The sequence below is a fragment of the Caballeronia sp. AZ1_KS37 genome (assembly GCF_023631165.1).
GTDB classification, from domain to species: Bacteria; Pseudomonadota; Gammaproteobacteria; order Burkholderiales; family Burkholderiaceae; genus Caballeronia; species Caballeronia zhejiangensis.
The window spans coordinates 1-15,097 of sequence record NZ_JALQDP010000024.1; the positions used below are offsets into that span (position 1 = coordinate 1).

Below are 15,097 nucleotides of genomic sequence, written 5' to 3' on the forward strand. Positions count from 1 at the left end.
TTCGTGCTGACCTGCCAGTGCCATCCGGTGAGCGAGCGCGTGGTTGTGAGCTTCGACGAGCGGTAAGCGACGTCCCGCCGGCATTCGATTCGCGTAAACTAGGATCGCTCACCCGAGCGGTCCTTTCGTCTTTCCGGCAGCCGACACCGATGAACACGATTCATGTCACGAATGGCGATAGCGCGGCCCAATCGCTCACCGAAGCCCTGCTGCGCGCGGAACGCGATGAGCGCGTCATTGCGCTGCGCGACGATCTCGCCGTCGGTCCGCTCAGGGACATCGACGAATCGGTGCTCGCGCGCGCCACGTTCTGGCGTCAGATCATAACGAGCGGCATCGACTTCGAAGACGAACTCGAACAGCAACAGGCGCTCTTCACCCGCCTCGCGCGCGGCGACGGACAGATCGTCGTGTGGCACGGTCAGAGCGCGGCGGATCAGCTCACGTTGCGACGCGTCGCCTATCATCTGCGCAATGCGCCGCAGCGCCTGAACGAAGCAAAACTCACGTACGACGATCTGTCGATCGGAACCGACGACAGCGAGCCGCAACGCGTCAGCCGCGAAGACCGCGCGACGGCCGTCGGCATGTTCTCGCCGAAGCAACTGGTCGCGAAGCTGCCGACCGCCGCGCCCATTTCCGTGCTGCGCATCAGCCGGCTCGCGCTCGAATGGCAGGAAGCGAAGTACGCCAACGCGGAAACGCGCCGGCTGCGCGACAACATGCTCGTATCGGGAACCTGGACCGACGTCGACGAAGCGCTGCTCGATCTCGCCAGTCCAGAATGGAAGCCGGCCGCCCGCATCGCCGGCGCGGCGATGGCACAGCGCTTCGATTTCCTGCTCTCCGATGCCGTCGCGTTCTGGCGTTGCCGCGAACTCGTGATGGCGGGACGGCTTAAAATCCGCGGCACGCCGTCCGAAATCAGTCAGGCCGAACTGCGCCGCTGAATCCATATTTATAAGAACGCATTCTTCGAACACATGGCCCGTACCAAAGCGCCCGATCACGAGACGCAACGCGAACAGATCCTCGAACTCGCCGCCGCGAAATTCGCGCAGACGAGCTATCCCAGTACCTCGATGGCCGATCTCGCCGCGGCGAGCGGCACGTCGAAAGCCCGCCTCTATCACTATTACGAGAGCAAGGAAGCGATCCTCTTCGATCTGCTCGATCGCTACACGAAGCGGCTGATGCTGATCATCGCGGAGGTCGAAGGCGCGAGCCAGCGGCGCGGACTGGGCGAGCGCGAGGCGTTCGCCGAGCTCGTGCGCGCGTTCCTCGCCGAATATGAGACGTCGCACAGCCGGCACGTTGCGCTGCTGAACGACGTGAAGTATCTCGAAGAGGCGCAGCGCGAAATCGTCCTCGATCGTCAGCGCGACATCGTGGCGGCGTTCGCGCGACAACTGGCGCGCGCGTATCCGAAACGCGCGACCAAGGACAATCAGACCGCCCTCACAATGATGGTGTTCGGCATGATCAACTGGACGTTCACCTGGCTCAAGCCGGGCGGAAAGCTCGGCTACAGCGAATTCGCCGAGCAGGTCGTCGACATGATCGAAAATGGGTTAAACGTCGACCGTTAGAAAATGCTGCGGCACAACAGACTCACCGGTCGGTGAACCGTTGCGTTCACGCCAATCTGTTAAGCGACTGATTTCATTGACCTAAATTGATTTCAGCGCTTGTTTAGAACGTCACGCCTAATCGGTTTTAAGGGTTTTCCCGTACTCGCTTCTCCCAGATCGGCTAGAATTCGTTTTGCTTTGCAGCACGCTGCATGACGAATCGAAGGAGAAACGACCGTGGAACTGACTATCAACCGCACTGCCGAGCAGATCGTCGCGCACGATCAGCCGCTCAAAGACGCGCGTATGCCGGTTCTCGTCCGCGAGTTGTCTTCGGCGGATCGCGAGCGTCTCCTCACGCACTTCCTCGCGCTCGATGAAGACGACCGTCTTCTGCGGTTCGGCCAGATCGTGCCGGACCACGTCATCGAGAACTACGTGCGCAACATCAATTTCGCGGACGACAAGGTGTTCGGTGTCTTCGGCAGCGCGCTGGAATTGATCGGCGTCGGCCATCTGGCCTATCTGCCCGCCGAAGGCGACAAGCGCACCGCCGAGTTCGGCGTGTCGGTGCTCGAAAGCGCCCGCGGCCGCGGCGTCGGCTCGAAGCTCTTCGAGCGCGCCGCCATGCGCAGCCGCAACACGCACGTGTCGGTGCTCTACATGCACTGCCTGTCGCGCAACTCGACCATGATGCACATCGCGAAGAAGTCGGGCATGAAGATCGAGTACGCGTACGGCGAAGCGGACGCCTATCTGTCGCTCGCGCCGGCCGATCAGACCAGCATCATGGCCGAAATGCTCCAGGAACAAGCGGCCGTGTTCGACTACGCGATCAAGCGCCAGGCGCATCGTGCGTCGCAGGTTTTTCAGGCGTTCGTTCCGACGGCGGACGCAGCTTAACCATCATCGAGAACAGCGCGGGGTTTGCGCTGCGAGCGGGACCAGCAAGGGCGGCATCGACCGCCCTTTTTCATTTCAGCGCAACGGCAGAACCGTCGTCTCCTTGATGCGCTCCAGCGAGAAGCTCGAGCGTACGTCGATCACCGATGGATGATGCAGCAACTCGTCCTGCACGAAGCGCGAAAAGTCATCCATGTCGCGCACTTGCACGCGCAGCAGAAAGTCCATCTCGCCGGTCATCGCGTCGCACGCGACGACTTCCGGCCATGAACGCACGGCTTCGCGAAAGAGATCGCCGTGCGTCGGCGCCTTCGGCGTGCCCGCCGCGGCCTGCGTGCCGCCGCGCTTTTCCAGACGCACGTTGATATAGGCAAGCAAGCCGAGCCCGAGTTTTTTTGCGTCGAGCAACGCGACGTACCCGCGAATGACGCCGATCTCCTCCAGCCGACGGATGCGCCGCAAGCACGGACTCGGCGACAGATTCACGCGCTCGGCGATCTCCTGATTCGACAGCCGGCCATTTTCCTGAAGGATCGCAAGAATGCGGCGGTCTATCATGTCCAATTCGGGTTCGGCCATTTCATAGCTCCGGAATGCACTCGATTAGCAGTATCGTGCGCAATCTTATGAATGCGCGATTTGTTTCGCAAGTTTTTGCCATCGCCATCTGACTAAACTGTCTTCACGTCGCGCACACGCGCCGCACGCCAATCAGGAGACATGCATGACCGCAACGACTTGGGACAATCCCGTCGGCACCGACGGCTTCGAGTTCATCGAATACACCGCGCCGGATCCCGTCGCGCTCGGGAAACTGTTCGAGCAGATGGGCTTCACGGCGATCGCGAAGCATCGTCACAAGGATGTGACGCTGTATCGGCAAGGGGAAATCAACTTCATCGTGAACGCGGAGCCGGATTCCTTCGCGCAGCGCTTTGCGCGTCTGCACGGGCCGTCGATCTGCGCGATCGCATTCCGCGTCGCCGATGCCGCCAAGGCGTATCAGCGCGCGCTCGAACTCGGCGCCTGGGGTTTCGACAACAAGACCGGTCCGATGGAGCTGAATATCCCGGCGATCAAGGGCATCGGCGATTCGCTGATCTATTTCGTGGATCGCTGGCGCGGCAAGAACGGCGCGCAGCCGGGCAGCATCGGCGATATCAGCATTTACGACGTCGATTTCGAGCCGATCCCGGGCGCGGAGCAGAATCCGGTCGGCCACGGCCTCACGTATATCGATCACCTGACGCACAACGTGCATCGCGGCCGCATGGTCGAATGGGCGGAGTTCTACGAGCGGCTCTTCAACTTCCGCGAAGTGCGTTACTTCGATATCGAAGGCAAGGTGACGGCAGTGAAGTCGAAAGCGATGACCTCGCCGTGCGGCAAGATCCGCATTCCGATCAACGAGGAAGGCTCGGAGAACGCCGGCCAGATTCAGGAATATCTCGACGCGTACCACGGCGAAGGCATTCAGCACATCGCGCTCGGCACGGGCGACATTTACGGCACCGTCGACGGACTGCGCGGCGCGAAGATCGCGCTGCTCGATACCATCGACACGTATTACGAACTCGTCGATCGTCGCGTGCCGGGGCATTGCGAATCCGTCGCGGAACTGAAAAAGCGCAAGATTCTGATCGACGGCACCAAGGACGAAATCCTGTTGCAGATCTTCACGGAGAACCAGATTGGGCCGATCTTCTTCGAGATCATTCAGCGCAAGGGCAACCAGGGCTTCGGCGAAGGCAACTTCAAGGCGCTGTTCGAATCGATCGAACTGGATCAAATGCGCCGTGGCGTGCTGAAGGACACCACCGCGAGCTAAGAAATACGAGCGGCACAAAAAAAGGGACATGAATTTCATGTCCCTTTTTCCATTCCGGCGACCCGCTTTGTCGGCGCGGACCGCGACGATCGGGTCAGCCCGCCGTCTCGTCGTCGCTGCTTTCGGATTCGCGGCGCTGTTGGGCGCCAGCCTGAACCGACTGAACGCGCACTTGCGCGACCTGTGCAACCGACGACGCCCCGAACGGCGAGGCATTATTCGCCCGTGCGCCACCAACGGGCGCGCTAATGGCGAAAAAGGCTGCCGAAACCATCAAGAAATTCTGGATGTGGCGTTGTTTCATCGTTATCTCCTTCTAACTGCTTGCGTACAACTCGCTTTCGGAAGCCAAAACGTGCTTAAAAAGATGGCACGGGATTTCCGGAAGCGCCATTTTAGACAGGGATGAGCGGCAGGGTTCCGCAGATCGGTCGGTTTTACACGATGTAACAAAACCTTCCCGATCACGGTCAAATCGTCAAGGAATTGACGCAAAGCGCAACCAAGCGAGGAATTTTTAACGGGTTTGTCCCACTGTCTCGAAAACCCTTAGACCGGCAAACTGGAATCCCGGCCCGACCGTTCATAAGACGCGACGGCCCGGAAACATGCTTTGGTGATCCCAAACCTCGGGTGGAGGAAGACACATAATGAACGCCCCGCTAGACGCAGAACAGAGAGCTTCGCTAGAAGCCGCGCTGAAGTCCGTCACGCTCGACGACAAATACACGCTCGAACGCGGCCGCGCCTACATGAGCGGCATCCAGGCGCTGGTGCGTCTGCCGATGCTCCAGCAAGAGCGCGACAAAGCCGCTGGTCTCAATACGGCCGGATTCATCTCCGGTTATCGCGGTTCTCCCCTCGGTGGTCTCGATCAGTCCCTCTGGAAGGCGAAGAAGCATCTCGCCGGGCATCAGATCGTGTTTCAGCCGGGCGTGAACGAAGATCTGGCCGCCACCGCCGTGTGGGGCTCGCAGCAAGTCAACCTGTACCCGAGCGCCAAATACGACGGCGTTTTCTCGATGTGGTACGGCAAAGGTCCGGGCGTCGATCGCTCGGGCGATGTCTTCAAGCACGGCAACTCCGCTGGCTCCGCGAAGCACGGCGGCGTTCTCGTGCTCGCCGGCGACGACCATGCCGCGAAATCGTCGACGCTCGCGCATCAGTCGGAGCACATTTTCAAGGCGTGCGGACTGCCGGTGCTGTTTCCGTCGAACGTGCAGGAATATCTCGATTTCGGCCTGCACGGCTGGGCGATGTCGCGCTACTCCGGCCTGTGGGTCGCGATGAAATGCGTGACAGATGTCGTCGAGTCGTCGGCTTCGGTCGATATCGATCCGCATCGCACGCAAATCGTGCTGCCCACCGATTTCGCGATGCCCGACGGCGGCCTGAACATCCGCTGGCCCGATCCGCCGCTCGTGCAGGAAGCGCGTCTGCTCGACTACAAGTGGTACGCGGCGCTGGCCTATGTGCGTGCGAACAAGCTCGACCGCGTGGAGATCGATTCGCCGCACGCGCGCTTCGGCATCATGACCGGCGGCAAGGCGTATCTCGACGTGCGTCAGGCGCTGACCGATCTCGGCCTCGATGACGCGACGTGTTCGCAAATCGGCATTCGTCTCTACAAGGTCGGCTGCGTGTGGCCGCTGGAAGCGCAAGGCGCGCAGGAATTCGCGCGCGGGCTGGAAGAGATTCTCGTCGTCGAAGAAAAGCGCCAGATTCTCGAATACGCGATCAAGGAAGAGCTGTACAACTGGCCGGATGCGCAACGTCCGCGCGTCTACGGCAAGTTCGACGAGAAAGACGGCGCCGGCGGCGAATGGTCCGTGCCGATGGGCAACTGGCTTCTACCCGCGCACTACGAGCTGTCGCCCGCGATCATCGCGAAGGCGATCGCCACGCGCCTCGAAAAGTTCGATCTCCCCGCCGACGTGCGTGCGCGCATCGCGACGCGCCTCGCCGTGATCGACGCGAAGGAGAAATCGCTCGCGCGGCCGCGCGTCGAGGCGGAGCGCAAGCCGTGGTTCTGCTCGGGCTGTCCGCACAATACGTCGACGAACGTGCCGGAAGGATCGCGCGCGATGGCCGGAATCGGCTGTCACTACATGACGGTCTGGATGGACCGCAACACGAGCACGTTCAGCCAGATGGGCGGCGAAGGCGTCGCGTGGGTCGGCCAGGCGCCGTTCTCGAACGACAAGCACGTCTTCGCGAATCTCGGCGACGGCACGTACTTCCATTCGGGCCTGCTCGCGATCCGCGCGGCGATCGCGGCGAAGGTGAACATCACCTACAAGATTCTTTACAACGATGCCGTCGCGATGACGGGCGGCCAGCCCGTCGACGGCGTGCTGACCGTGCCGCAGATCACGCATCAGCTCGCGGCGGAAGGCGCGGCGAAGATCGTCATCGTCACGGATGAGCCGGAGAAGTACACGGCGAATGTCGGACTCGCGCCGGGCATCGACGTGCATCATCGCGATGAACTCGACGATATCCAGCGCCAGTTGCGCGACATTCCGGGCACGTCGATCCTGATCTACGACCAGACCTGCGCCACCGAGAAACGGCGTCGCCGCAAACGCGGCGCGTTTCCCGATCCGGCGAAGCGCGTCGTCATCAACGAGGCCGTGTGCGAAGGTTGCGGCGATTGCTCGGTGAAGTCGAATTGCCTGTCGGTGGAACCGCTCGAAACCGAGTACGGCACGAAGCGGCAGATCAACCAGTCGACGTGCAACAAGGACTATTCGTGTCTGAACGGCTTCTGCCCGAGCTTCGTCACGGTGGAAGGCGGGCAGTTGAAGAAACCGAAGGCGACGAGCGTCGCGAGCGATGCGATGCCCGCCGTGCCCACGCCCGAGCTGCCGGAAATCGGGCGGCCGTATGGCGTGCTGGTGACGGGCGTCGGAGGAACGGGCGTCGTGACGATCGGCGCGCTGCTCGGCATGGCGGCGCATCTGGAGCAGAAAGGCGTCACCGTGCTCGACGTAACCGGTCTCGCGCAGAAAGGCGGCGCCGTGATGAGCCACGTGCAGATCGCGAATCGTCCTGCCGATATCCACGCGACGCGCATCGCGATGGGCGAGGCGGATCTCGTCATCGGCTGCGACGCGATCGTGACCGCGAGCAACGAATGCGGCTCGCGGATGCAGCCGGACCACACGCGTGTCGTCGTGAACAGCGCGCAAACGCCGACCGCCGAGTTCATCAAGAATCCGAACTGGAGCTTTCCGGGCGCGAGCGCCGAGGCGGATATCCGCGCGGCGGCGGGCGAGCACGTCGCGCTCGTCGATGCCAACCGCTTCGCCGTCGCGCTGATGGGCGACGCGATTTATACGAATCCGTTCGTGCTCGGGTTTGCGTGGCAGAAGGGCTGGGTGCCGCTGCGGCATGAATCGCTGGTGCGCGCGATCGAATTGAACGCGGTGCAGGTCGAGAAGAATCTCGCGGCGTTCGAATGGGGACGACGCGCGGCGCACGATCTTTCGTCGGTTACGCGGCTCGCTCACGGGACGCACACGCAAGACGCGCCGGGCAAGATCATTGCGCTGCATACGCCGAAGGCGCTCGATACGCTCATCGACAAGCGGCTCGACTATCTCGCGAAGTATCAGAACACGGCTTATGCGGCGCGGTATGGGCGGCTGGTCGCGTCGGTGCGCGCGAAGGAAGCGGAACTCGGAACCGGTGATTATTCGTTGACGGAAGCTGTCGCGAAGAATCTTCACAAGCTCATGGCTTATAAGGACGAGTACGAAGTCGCGCGCCTGTATGCCGATCCGGCTTTCCTCGACAAGATTCGCGGGAGCTTCGAAGGCGACTGGAAGATCAAGGTGCATCTCGCGCCGCCTTCCTTGTCGAAGAAGGATTCGCATGGGCATCTGGTGAAGAAGCAGTACGGCCCGTGGATGATGTCCGCGATGCGTGTTCTCGCTCGTTTCAAGTTCCTGCGCGGGACGGCGCTCGACCCGTTCGGACGCACGGAGGAGCGGAAGATGGAGCGCGCGTTGATCGGCGAATACGAAGCGCTGGTGAAGGAGCTGATCGGCGGATTGACGGCAGAGAAGCTGCCGCTCGCGATCGAACTGGCGAATCTGCCGGATTCGATGCGCGGGTATGGGCACATCAAGGAAAACAACGTGAAGGCCGCGAAGCTGAAGTGGGAGAAGTTGCTGGGACGGTGGCGCGATCCGCAGGGTGACGAAAAGCGACAAGTAGCCTGACGCGCTGGCTCAAAAAAAACGGCGATCCTTTCCGGATCGCCGTTTTTCTTTCAGCGCAGCAAATAAACCTTACTTCGCCACGCGCGCATTCGCGCTCGCCACCGCCGTCATATTGATGATCCGACGCACGGTCGCCGCCGGCGTGAGGATATGAACCGGCTTCGCGGCACCCAACAAGAACGGCCCGACCGTCACGCCTTCGCCGCTCACCATCTTGAGCAGGTTATACGTGATGTTCGCCGCCTCGACGTTCGGCATGATGAGCAGATTCGCCTCGCCATGCAGCGTCGTGCCGGGGAACGAAGCCTTGCGCACGGCTTCCGACAAAGCCGCGTCGCCGTGCATTTCACCGTCGATTTCGAGATCCGGCGCGCGCTCGGCGATCAGCTTGCGCGCTTCGGCCATCCGGCTCGCCGATGCGCTCGGCACGCTGCCGAAGTTCGAATTCGACAGCAGCGCGACCTTCGGCTGCACGCCGAAACGCTCGATCTCGCGCGCGGCGAGAATCGTCATGTCGGCGAGTTGTTCGGCCGTCGGCGTCTCATTGACGTACGTGTCGCTGATGAACAGATTGCGCCCTTGCAGCATCAGCAAGTTCATCGCCGCGAAGTTGTTGGCGCCTTCGGCCTTGCCGAGCACCTGATCGATGAACTTCAGATGATCCTGATACGTGTCGATGAGACCGCAGATCATCCCGTCCGCGTCGCCGGTATGAACCAGAATCGCGCCGATCAGCGTGTTGAACTTGCGCAGCGCGGCCTTCGCGCTTTCGGGCGTCACGCCCTGACGCGCGGCGATCTCGTGATACGCCTGCCAGCTCTTCTGATAACGCGGATCGTCTTCCGGATTCACGATCTCGAAATCGACGCCTGGCTTCAGCTTCGAGCCCATCTTCTGCAGACGCATCTCGACGACCGCGGGACGCCCGATGATGATCGGCTTCGCGATCTTCTCCAGCAGCACGAACTGCGCGGCGCGCAGCACGCGCTCGTCCTCGCCTTCCGCGAACGCGATGCGCGCCGGCGCCGCCTTCGCCGCCGCGAACACCGGGCGCATCACCATGCCCGTGCGATACACCGTCGCGCCGAGCGTCTCGCGATACGCGTCCATGTCCTTGATCGGACGCGTCGCCACGCCCGAATCCATCGCGGCTTGCGCGACAGCCGGCGCGATCTTGATGATGAGGCGCGGATCGAACGGCTTCGGAATCAGATATTCCGGACCGAATTCCAGCGAATGACCTTCGTATGCCTTCGCGACTTCATCGCCCTGATCGGTCTCTTCGGCGAGTTCCGCGATCGCGCGCACGCACGCGAGCTTCATCTCTTCAGTGATCGTCGTCGCGCCGACATCCAGCGCGCCGCGGAAGATAAACGGAAAGCACAGCACGTTGTTGACCTGGTTCGGATAGTCCGAACGGCCCGTCGCGACGATACAGTCCGGACGCACGCGCTTCGCTTCTTCCGGGCGGATTTCCGGCTCGGGATTCGCGAGCGCGAGAATCAGCGGCTTGTCGGCCATCGTCTGGACCATCTCGGCCTTCAGCACGCCCGCGCTGGAACAGCCGAGGAACACGTCGCAGCCGTGCATCGCATCGGCGAGGGTGCGCGCGTCGGTCGACGCCTGATAGCGCTCCTTCGACGCATCCAGATTGCCGCGGCCTTCGTAGATCACGCCCTTCGAATCGATCACGAGCGTGTTCGACTTCTTCAAACCCAGATGCACGAGCAGATCCAGACACGCGATCGCCGCCGCGCCCGCGCCCGAGCAGACGAGCTTCACTTCCTCGAGCTTCTTGCCGACCACTTTCAGGCCGTTGAGAATCGCCGCCGAAGCGATGATCGCCGTGCCGTGCTGATCGTCATGGAAAACGGGAATCTTCATGCGCTCGCGCAGCTTCTTCTCGATATAGAAGCATTCCGGCGCCTTGATGTCTTCGAGATTGATGCCGCCGAGCGTCGGTTCGAGCATCGCGATCGCATCGACGAGTTTGTCCGGATCGGTTTCAGCCAACTCGATGTCGAACACGTCGATGCCCGCGAACTTCTTGAACAGGCACCCTTTGCCTTCCATCACCGGCTTGGCCGCGAGCGGGCCGATGTTGCCGAGTCCCAGCACGGCCGTGCCGTTCGTCACGACGCCGACGAGATTCGCCCGCGACGTGTACTTCTGCGCGTCGAGCGGTTCGTCGTAGATCGCCATGCAAGCGGCCGCGACGCCCGGCGAATACGCGAGCGAGAGATCGAGCTGGTTGGATAGCGGCTTGGTCGGAGTAACCGAAATCTTGCCGGGGCGGGGATTCTGGTGATACGCGAGGGCGCTTTGCTTGAGTTGTTCGTCCATGATTGACCTGAGACGTTTGGGAATTATTTGAACAGGGTTCACACTGCCGTCGACCGTGCTGCAATGAATGCGGAAATGTGAATCGATGGACCAAGTATCACGGCTCGGCACGTCGGATAGACGCAACGTGCCGCTCGGAAGGATGTGACGAGCGGACGGAGCCTTGGTTTTTTTGGGACGTCCAGTGTACACCGCGCACTTGAAATGACGCGATGCAACGTTTCAGCGCAATTTCGTCCGATGAAGCACGCTCAGACGAGCTCGGCGCCGCGCTTTTCGGGGATCAGAAAGAGCGTCGCGATGACATCGAGCAGATAGATCGACGCGAGGAACGCGAGCGCGACCGCGAACGAATAGCGCGCCGCCAGCGCGCCGACCGCGACCGGTCCCAGACCGCCCACCGCGCGCCCGATGTTGAACAGCACGTTCTGCGCTGTCGCGCGCGCTTCGGTCGGATAGATTTCGGAGATCAGCGCGCCGTAGCCGCCGAGCATGCCGTTCACGAACACGCCCATCACCGCGCCGCCGATCAGCAACGCGGACGGGCTCGTCAGATTGGAGTAGACGAAGACCATCGCGACCGCGCCGATCTGATAGACGAGAAACGCGGGCTTGCGCCCGAAGCGATCCGCCGCGAGACCGAACAGCCAAATGCCGAGCGCCATGCCGAGCACGGTGGCCGCGGTCCAGAGACCGGATTTCGTGAGCGAGTAGCCGAACGTCTTCGACAGATAGCTCGGCAGCCAGATCATCAGCCCGTAATAGCCGAAATTCTGCACCGAGCACAGAATGATGACGCCGATGCTCGCGCGCGCGGTGCGGGCGTCGTCGAAGAGACGTTTGAGCGGCAGCTTGCGGGCGCGGTTCGCTTTCGCGGCCGCGCGGCGTTCGGTGAAGAGCGCGGGTTCCTCCACATGCCGCCGCACGAAAAACGACGCCACCGCCGGCAGCAGCCCCACCGCGAACATGCCGCGCCAGCCGATCAGGGGAAGGAGCAACGGCGTGACGAGCGCGGCGGCGAGCACGCCCAGTTGCCAGCCGATTCCGACATACGACGACACGCGCGCCCGCAAACGCGCGGGCCACGCCTCGGCGACGAGCGCCATGCCGATGCCGAATTCCCCGCCCAGCCCGATCCCGGCGATGGTGCGGTAAATCAGCAGATCGCCATAGCCCTGCGCGAGCGCGCATAAACCGGTGAAGACGGCGAACACGAGAATCGTCCAGGTCAACATGCGGACGCGGCCGAAATAGTCGGACAGCATGCCGAACACGATGCCGCCCGCGACCGCGCCGGCGAGCGTCCACGTGACGAGCGCGCCGGATTGCGCGGGCGTGAGATGCAGGTCGGCGGCGATCGCGGGCAGCATGAAGCCGAGAATCAGCAGATCGAAGCCGTCCATCGCGTAGCCGAGAACCGACGCGATGAGCGCCTGCAGCGCGTGGCGCGTGGGCGCGACGCTGGAATCTTGTGTAGAGGGAACGGATGTCATCGGCGATGTGAAGTTGCGCAACGGCGCCGCGAGTTTACGCGCGAGCGGCGCGGCTTCACAACCTGCAAACAATTCGCCCGGCCTCGCCGCCTCGGGTAAAATGGCGGGCTAGCTGTGCATGGGACGGCCTTAAGGCGCCGAACTAACGCGCCGAACTAAGGCGCCGAAGCGCCAAGTCCCGTCGACACGCGCGCAGGAAACGCCAAAAGCCATCCGAAAGGAATGCTCTTTCCGCGTCGATCCATGCGCCAGGGCCCGCGCGGCCGCCTCCCGCTTTCCAAGCGCCACACAAGTCCAAGGATTCGCCCATGACAGGCTTCGATCGCCAGACGATCTCCGACACCACCGCCAAGATGTTGCTCGAAGTGCAGGCGGTGCACTTCAACGCGGAAAAACCGTACATCTTCACGTCCGGTTGGGCGAGCCCCGTGTATATCGATTGCCGCAAGCTGATCTCCTACCCGCGCGTTCGCCGCGGCCTGATGGAGATGGCCGAAGCGACCATTCTGCGCGACGTCGGCTACGAGCAGATCGACGCGGTCGCCGGCGGCGAGACCGCTGGCATCCCGTTCGCGGCGTGGATCGCCGATCGCCTGATGGTGCCGATGCAATATGTGCGCAAGAAGCCGAAGGGCTTCGGCCGCAACGCGCAGATCGAAGGTTTGCTGACCGAAGGCCAGCGCGTGCTGCTGGTCGAGGACCTGACCACCGACAGCCGCAGCAAGATCAACTTCATCAACGCGCTGCGCACCGCGGGCGCGACGGTGAATCACTGCTTCGTGCTCTTCCACTACAACATCTTCAAGGAAAGCGTGTCCGTGCTGAAGGACATCGACGTCGATCTGCACGCGCTCGCCACATGGTGGGACGTGCTGCGCGTCGCGAAGGAACAGGGCTATTTCGAGACGAAGACGCTCGATGAAGTCGAGAAATTCCTGCATGCGCCGGCGGAATGGTCGGCCGCGCACGGCGGCGCAACTGCGGCTCCGCAATAAATATTGACAGTCGCAAGGCAATGAAAATGCAAAAAACCGCTGATTAAACTCAGCGGTTTTTTTAATTCTGCAAGCGGACGAACTAGAGCGAGTTCGGATTGGAAAGCGAGGAATCGTCGAGCGAGCCGTCGCCGGAATACGCCGACAGGTTCATTAATCCGTTGCTTTGCGCGTACTGAAACAATTCCGAATCGCGCTCGATGCCGAGTTTGCGCATCGCCGTATTCTTTTGCGTGCTGATCGTCTTGATACTGCGCCGCAATTGAGCCGCAATTTCGGTGATCGTCATGCCCGAGACGAACAGGCGCACCACTTCGAGCTCGCGCTTGGACAGGATGACGCTGCGCTGCTGCCCGCTCGCGCCGAGGCCCATGCTGTCGAGCGCGACCTTCACCGACGGCCCGAGGTATTCCTGGCCGCGCATCACGTGCTGGATCGCCCAGCCGATGTGATTCATGTCGTCGGCCTTGTTGATGATCGACATCACGCCGACCTCGCGCAAACGTTTGAGCAACGCCGGATTCTCGAGCATCGTCAGCACGACGAGTTTGACCCGCGGGAACTGCCGTCCGATGTAGCCGAGCAAGGGCATGCCGTCGCCGTACGAACCGCCGGGCATGGCGAGATCGGTGACAAGAACGTCGCAGGGAGACTTCTGAAGCAACTGGATGAGTTCGGTCGACTGACGCGCCTGCCCGACGACGTCAACCTCCGGAAACTTGTTGAGCGCCTGCGTCGCGCCGAAAAGGATCACCGGATGGTCGTCTGCGATAATGACTTTTATTCGCTGGCTCATTTAACTCTCCTGTATTTCAGTCGATTTGTTGCCGCGCGAATCTGCATCGAATTACTCATTTCTACATTCAATAGAGTCGGAAGTCGTCGCCGTCAAGGCGCTGCTTTCACTACGTCCAAACCTGCGAGCGCACAATGCGCCATCGGTTAAGTCCCAAGGAATCCAAGCTTTAATGCTTTGTTGCAATGTTAAACTGCAAGCTGGTTCGAAGCGCATCACTGAGACAAAAAACATCGTTGCGGCCAGCGAAACGCTGCTATAACGCGCGGCGATACTGACAGGAGTTCAGCCCATGCGCCTCACCGGCCGACGCGTGAGTTCGAGTGGCCATGTCGTATCAGTACTGTTCATCGCCTTGGCGGCGGCGGTTTTTCCCATTTCGCGCGACGCTGCGGCCGATCCCGTCTTCACCGTGACCAGTACGGATCTCGCGCCGGGCAAGACTATCGGGCGCGATCTGCTTTTCGATCAATCCGAGTGCAAGGGCGGCAACCGCTCGCCGCAAATTTCCTGGCATGGCGCGCCTTCGAACGCGCGCAGCTTCGCCGTGACCATCTTCGACCCCGACGCGCCGGGGCGCGGATGGTGGCACTGGGCCGTCGCCGGCATTCCCGCCGGCACGGATCGGCTGCCGAACAACGCGAGCGCTTCGGGCGCGCTGCGCAAGCTGGGCGCCATCGAAGCGCGCAACGACTGGGACACGGACGGCTACGGCGGCCCCTGCCCGCCGCCCGGCAAGCCGCATCGCTACATCGTGACCGTGTACGCGCTCAACAGCGCCGATCTGCGCTTGCGCCAGGGCACGCCCGCACTCATGTTCGAACACGAAATCCGCACAATGGCCATCGCCAGCGCGCGACTCACCTTCACATACGGGCGATAGTCGGACGTCGAGAACCGTGCGGTCGCGCCGGTCGGTCAGAAATTGTCTTTGCTAGACTG

The 15,097-nt window shown here is 61.9% G+C and carries 12 protein-coding genes; 7 read left to right on the forward strand and 5 right to left on the reverse strand.

What is annotated here, in order from left to right; genetic code table 11:
* Positions 1–149 precede the first annotated feature (149 nt).
* The 3 genes from NCS00_RS13235 to NCS00_RS13245 all read left to right on the forward strand — a co-directional run bounded on the left by NCS00_RS13235 (position 150) and on the right by NCS00_RS13245 (position 2,474).
* Positions 150–950: a DUF1835 domain-containing protein gene (locus NCS00_RS13235; protein WP_034473234.1), complete on the forward strand. Its 801-nt coding sequence runs from the start codon at positions 150–152 to the stop codon at positions 948–950.
* A 33-nt stretch (positions 951–983) separates the two neighbouring features.
* On the forward strand, positions 984–1,589 hold the full coding sequence (locus NCS00_RS13240; RefSeq protein WP_008352714.1) for a TetR/AcrR family transcriptional regulator: 606 nt from the start codon (positions 984–986) through the stop codon (positions 1,587–1,589).
* A 288-nt stretch (positions 1,590–1,877) separates the two neighbouring features.
* On the forward strand, positions 1,878–2,474 hold the full coding sequence (locus tag NCS00_RS13245) for a GNAT family N-acetyltransferase (RefSeq protein ID WP_235366314.1): 597 nt from the start codon (positions 1,878–1,880) through the stop codon (positions 2,472–2,474).
* Positions 2,475–2,549: 75 nt separating this feature from the next.
* Here NCS00_RS13245 and NCS00_RS13250 read toward each other — a convergent pair whose 3' ends face one another.
* Positions 2,550–3,053 carry an Lrp/AsnC family transcriptional regulator gene (locus tag NCS00_RS13250; RefSeq protein WP_008352710.1) on the reverse strand — a complete coding sequence of 168 codons (504 nt, stop codon included), beginning with the start codon at positions 3,051–3,053 and terminating at the stop codon, positions 2,550–2,552.
* Positions 3,054–3,198: 145 nt separating this feature from the next.
* On the opposite strand from NCS00_RS13250, the gene hppD reads away from it, so the two are divergent.
* On the forward strand, positions 3,199–4,302 hold the full coding sequence (gene hppD / locus NCS00_RS13255) for a 4-hydroxyphenylpyruvate dioxygenase (protein WP_008352709.1): 1,104 nt from the start codon (positions 3,199–3,201) through the stop codon (positions 4,300–4,302).
* Positions 4,303–4,396: 94 nt separating this feature from the next.
* Here hppD and NCS00_RS13260 read toward each other — a convergent pair whose 3' ends face one another.
* Positions 4,397–4,606 (reverse strand): hypothetical protein, encoded by a 210-nt coding sequence (locus tag NCS00_RS13260; protein ID WP_008352707.1) that lies wholly within the window; start codon positions 4,604–4,606, stop codon positions 4,397–4,399.
* A gap of 346 nt (positions 4,607–4,952) precedes the next feature.
* Here NCS00_RS13260 and NCS00_RS13265 point away from each other — a divergent pair, with 346 nt between their 5' ends.
* Positions 4,953–8,528 (forward strand): indolepyruvate ferredoxin oxidoreductase family protein, encoded by a 3,576-nt coding sequence (locus NCS00_RS13265; protein WP_250440258.1) that lies wholly within the window; start codon positions 4,953–4,955, stop codon positions 8,526–8,528.
* A gap of 69 nt (positions 8,529–8,597) precedes the next feature.
* Here NCS00_RS13265 and NCS00_RS13270 read toward each other — a convergent pair whose 3' ends face one another.
* Both NCS00_RS13270 and NCS00_RS13275 read right to left on the reverse strand, forming a co-directional pair.
* Positions 8,598–10,871: an NADP-dependent malic enzyme gene (locus NCS00_RS13270; RefSeq protein WP_034473239.1), complete on the reverse strand. Its 2,274-nt coding sequence runs from the start codon at positions 10,869–10,871 to the stop codon at positions 8,598–8,600.
* Positions 10,872–11,122: 251 nt separating this feature from the next.
* On the reverse strand, positions 11,123–12,364 hold the full coding sequence (locus tag NCS00_RS13275) for an MFS transporter (RefSeq protein ID WP_250435327.1): 1,242 nt from the start codon (positions 12,362–12,364) through the stop codon (positions 11,123–11,125).
* 308 nt (positions 12,365–12,672) lie between these two features.
* On the opposite strand from NCS00_RS13275, the gene NCS00_RS13280 reads away from it, so the two are divergent.
* A complete protein-coding gene (locus NCS00_RS13280; RefSeq protein WP_008352701.1) occupies positions 12,673–13,359 on the forward strand; it encodes an orotate phosphoribosyltransferase in 687 nt (228 codons plus the stop codon).
* A gap of 82 nt (positions 13,360–13,441) precedes the next feature.
* Here the strand turns inward: NCS00_RS13280 and NCS00_RS13285 are convergent, their stop codons facing one another.
* Entirely contained in the window at positions 13,442–14,155 is a 714-nt protein-coding gene (locus NCS00_RS13285) for a response regulator (RefSeq protein ID WP_008352699.1), read from the reverse strand.
* 292 nt (positions 14,156–14,447) lie between these two features.
* On the opposite strand from NCS00_RS13285, the gene NCS00_RS13290 reads away from it, so the two are divergent.
* On the forward strand, positions 14,448–15,038 hold the full coding sequence (locus NCS00_RS13290) for a YbhB/YbcL family Raf kinase inhibitor-like protein (RefSeq protein ID WP_008352697.1): 591 nt from the start codon (positions 14,448–14,450) through the stop codon (positions 15,036–15,038).
* The last annotated feature ends 59 nt before the right edge of the window (positions 15,039–15,097 follow it).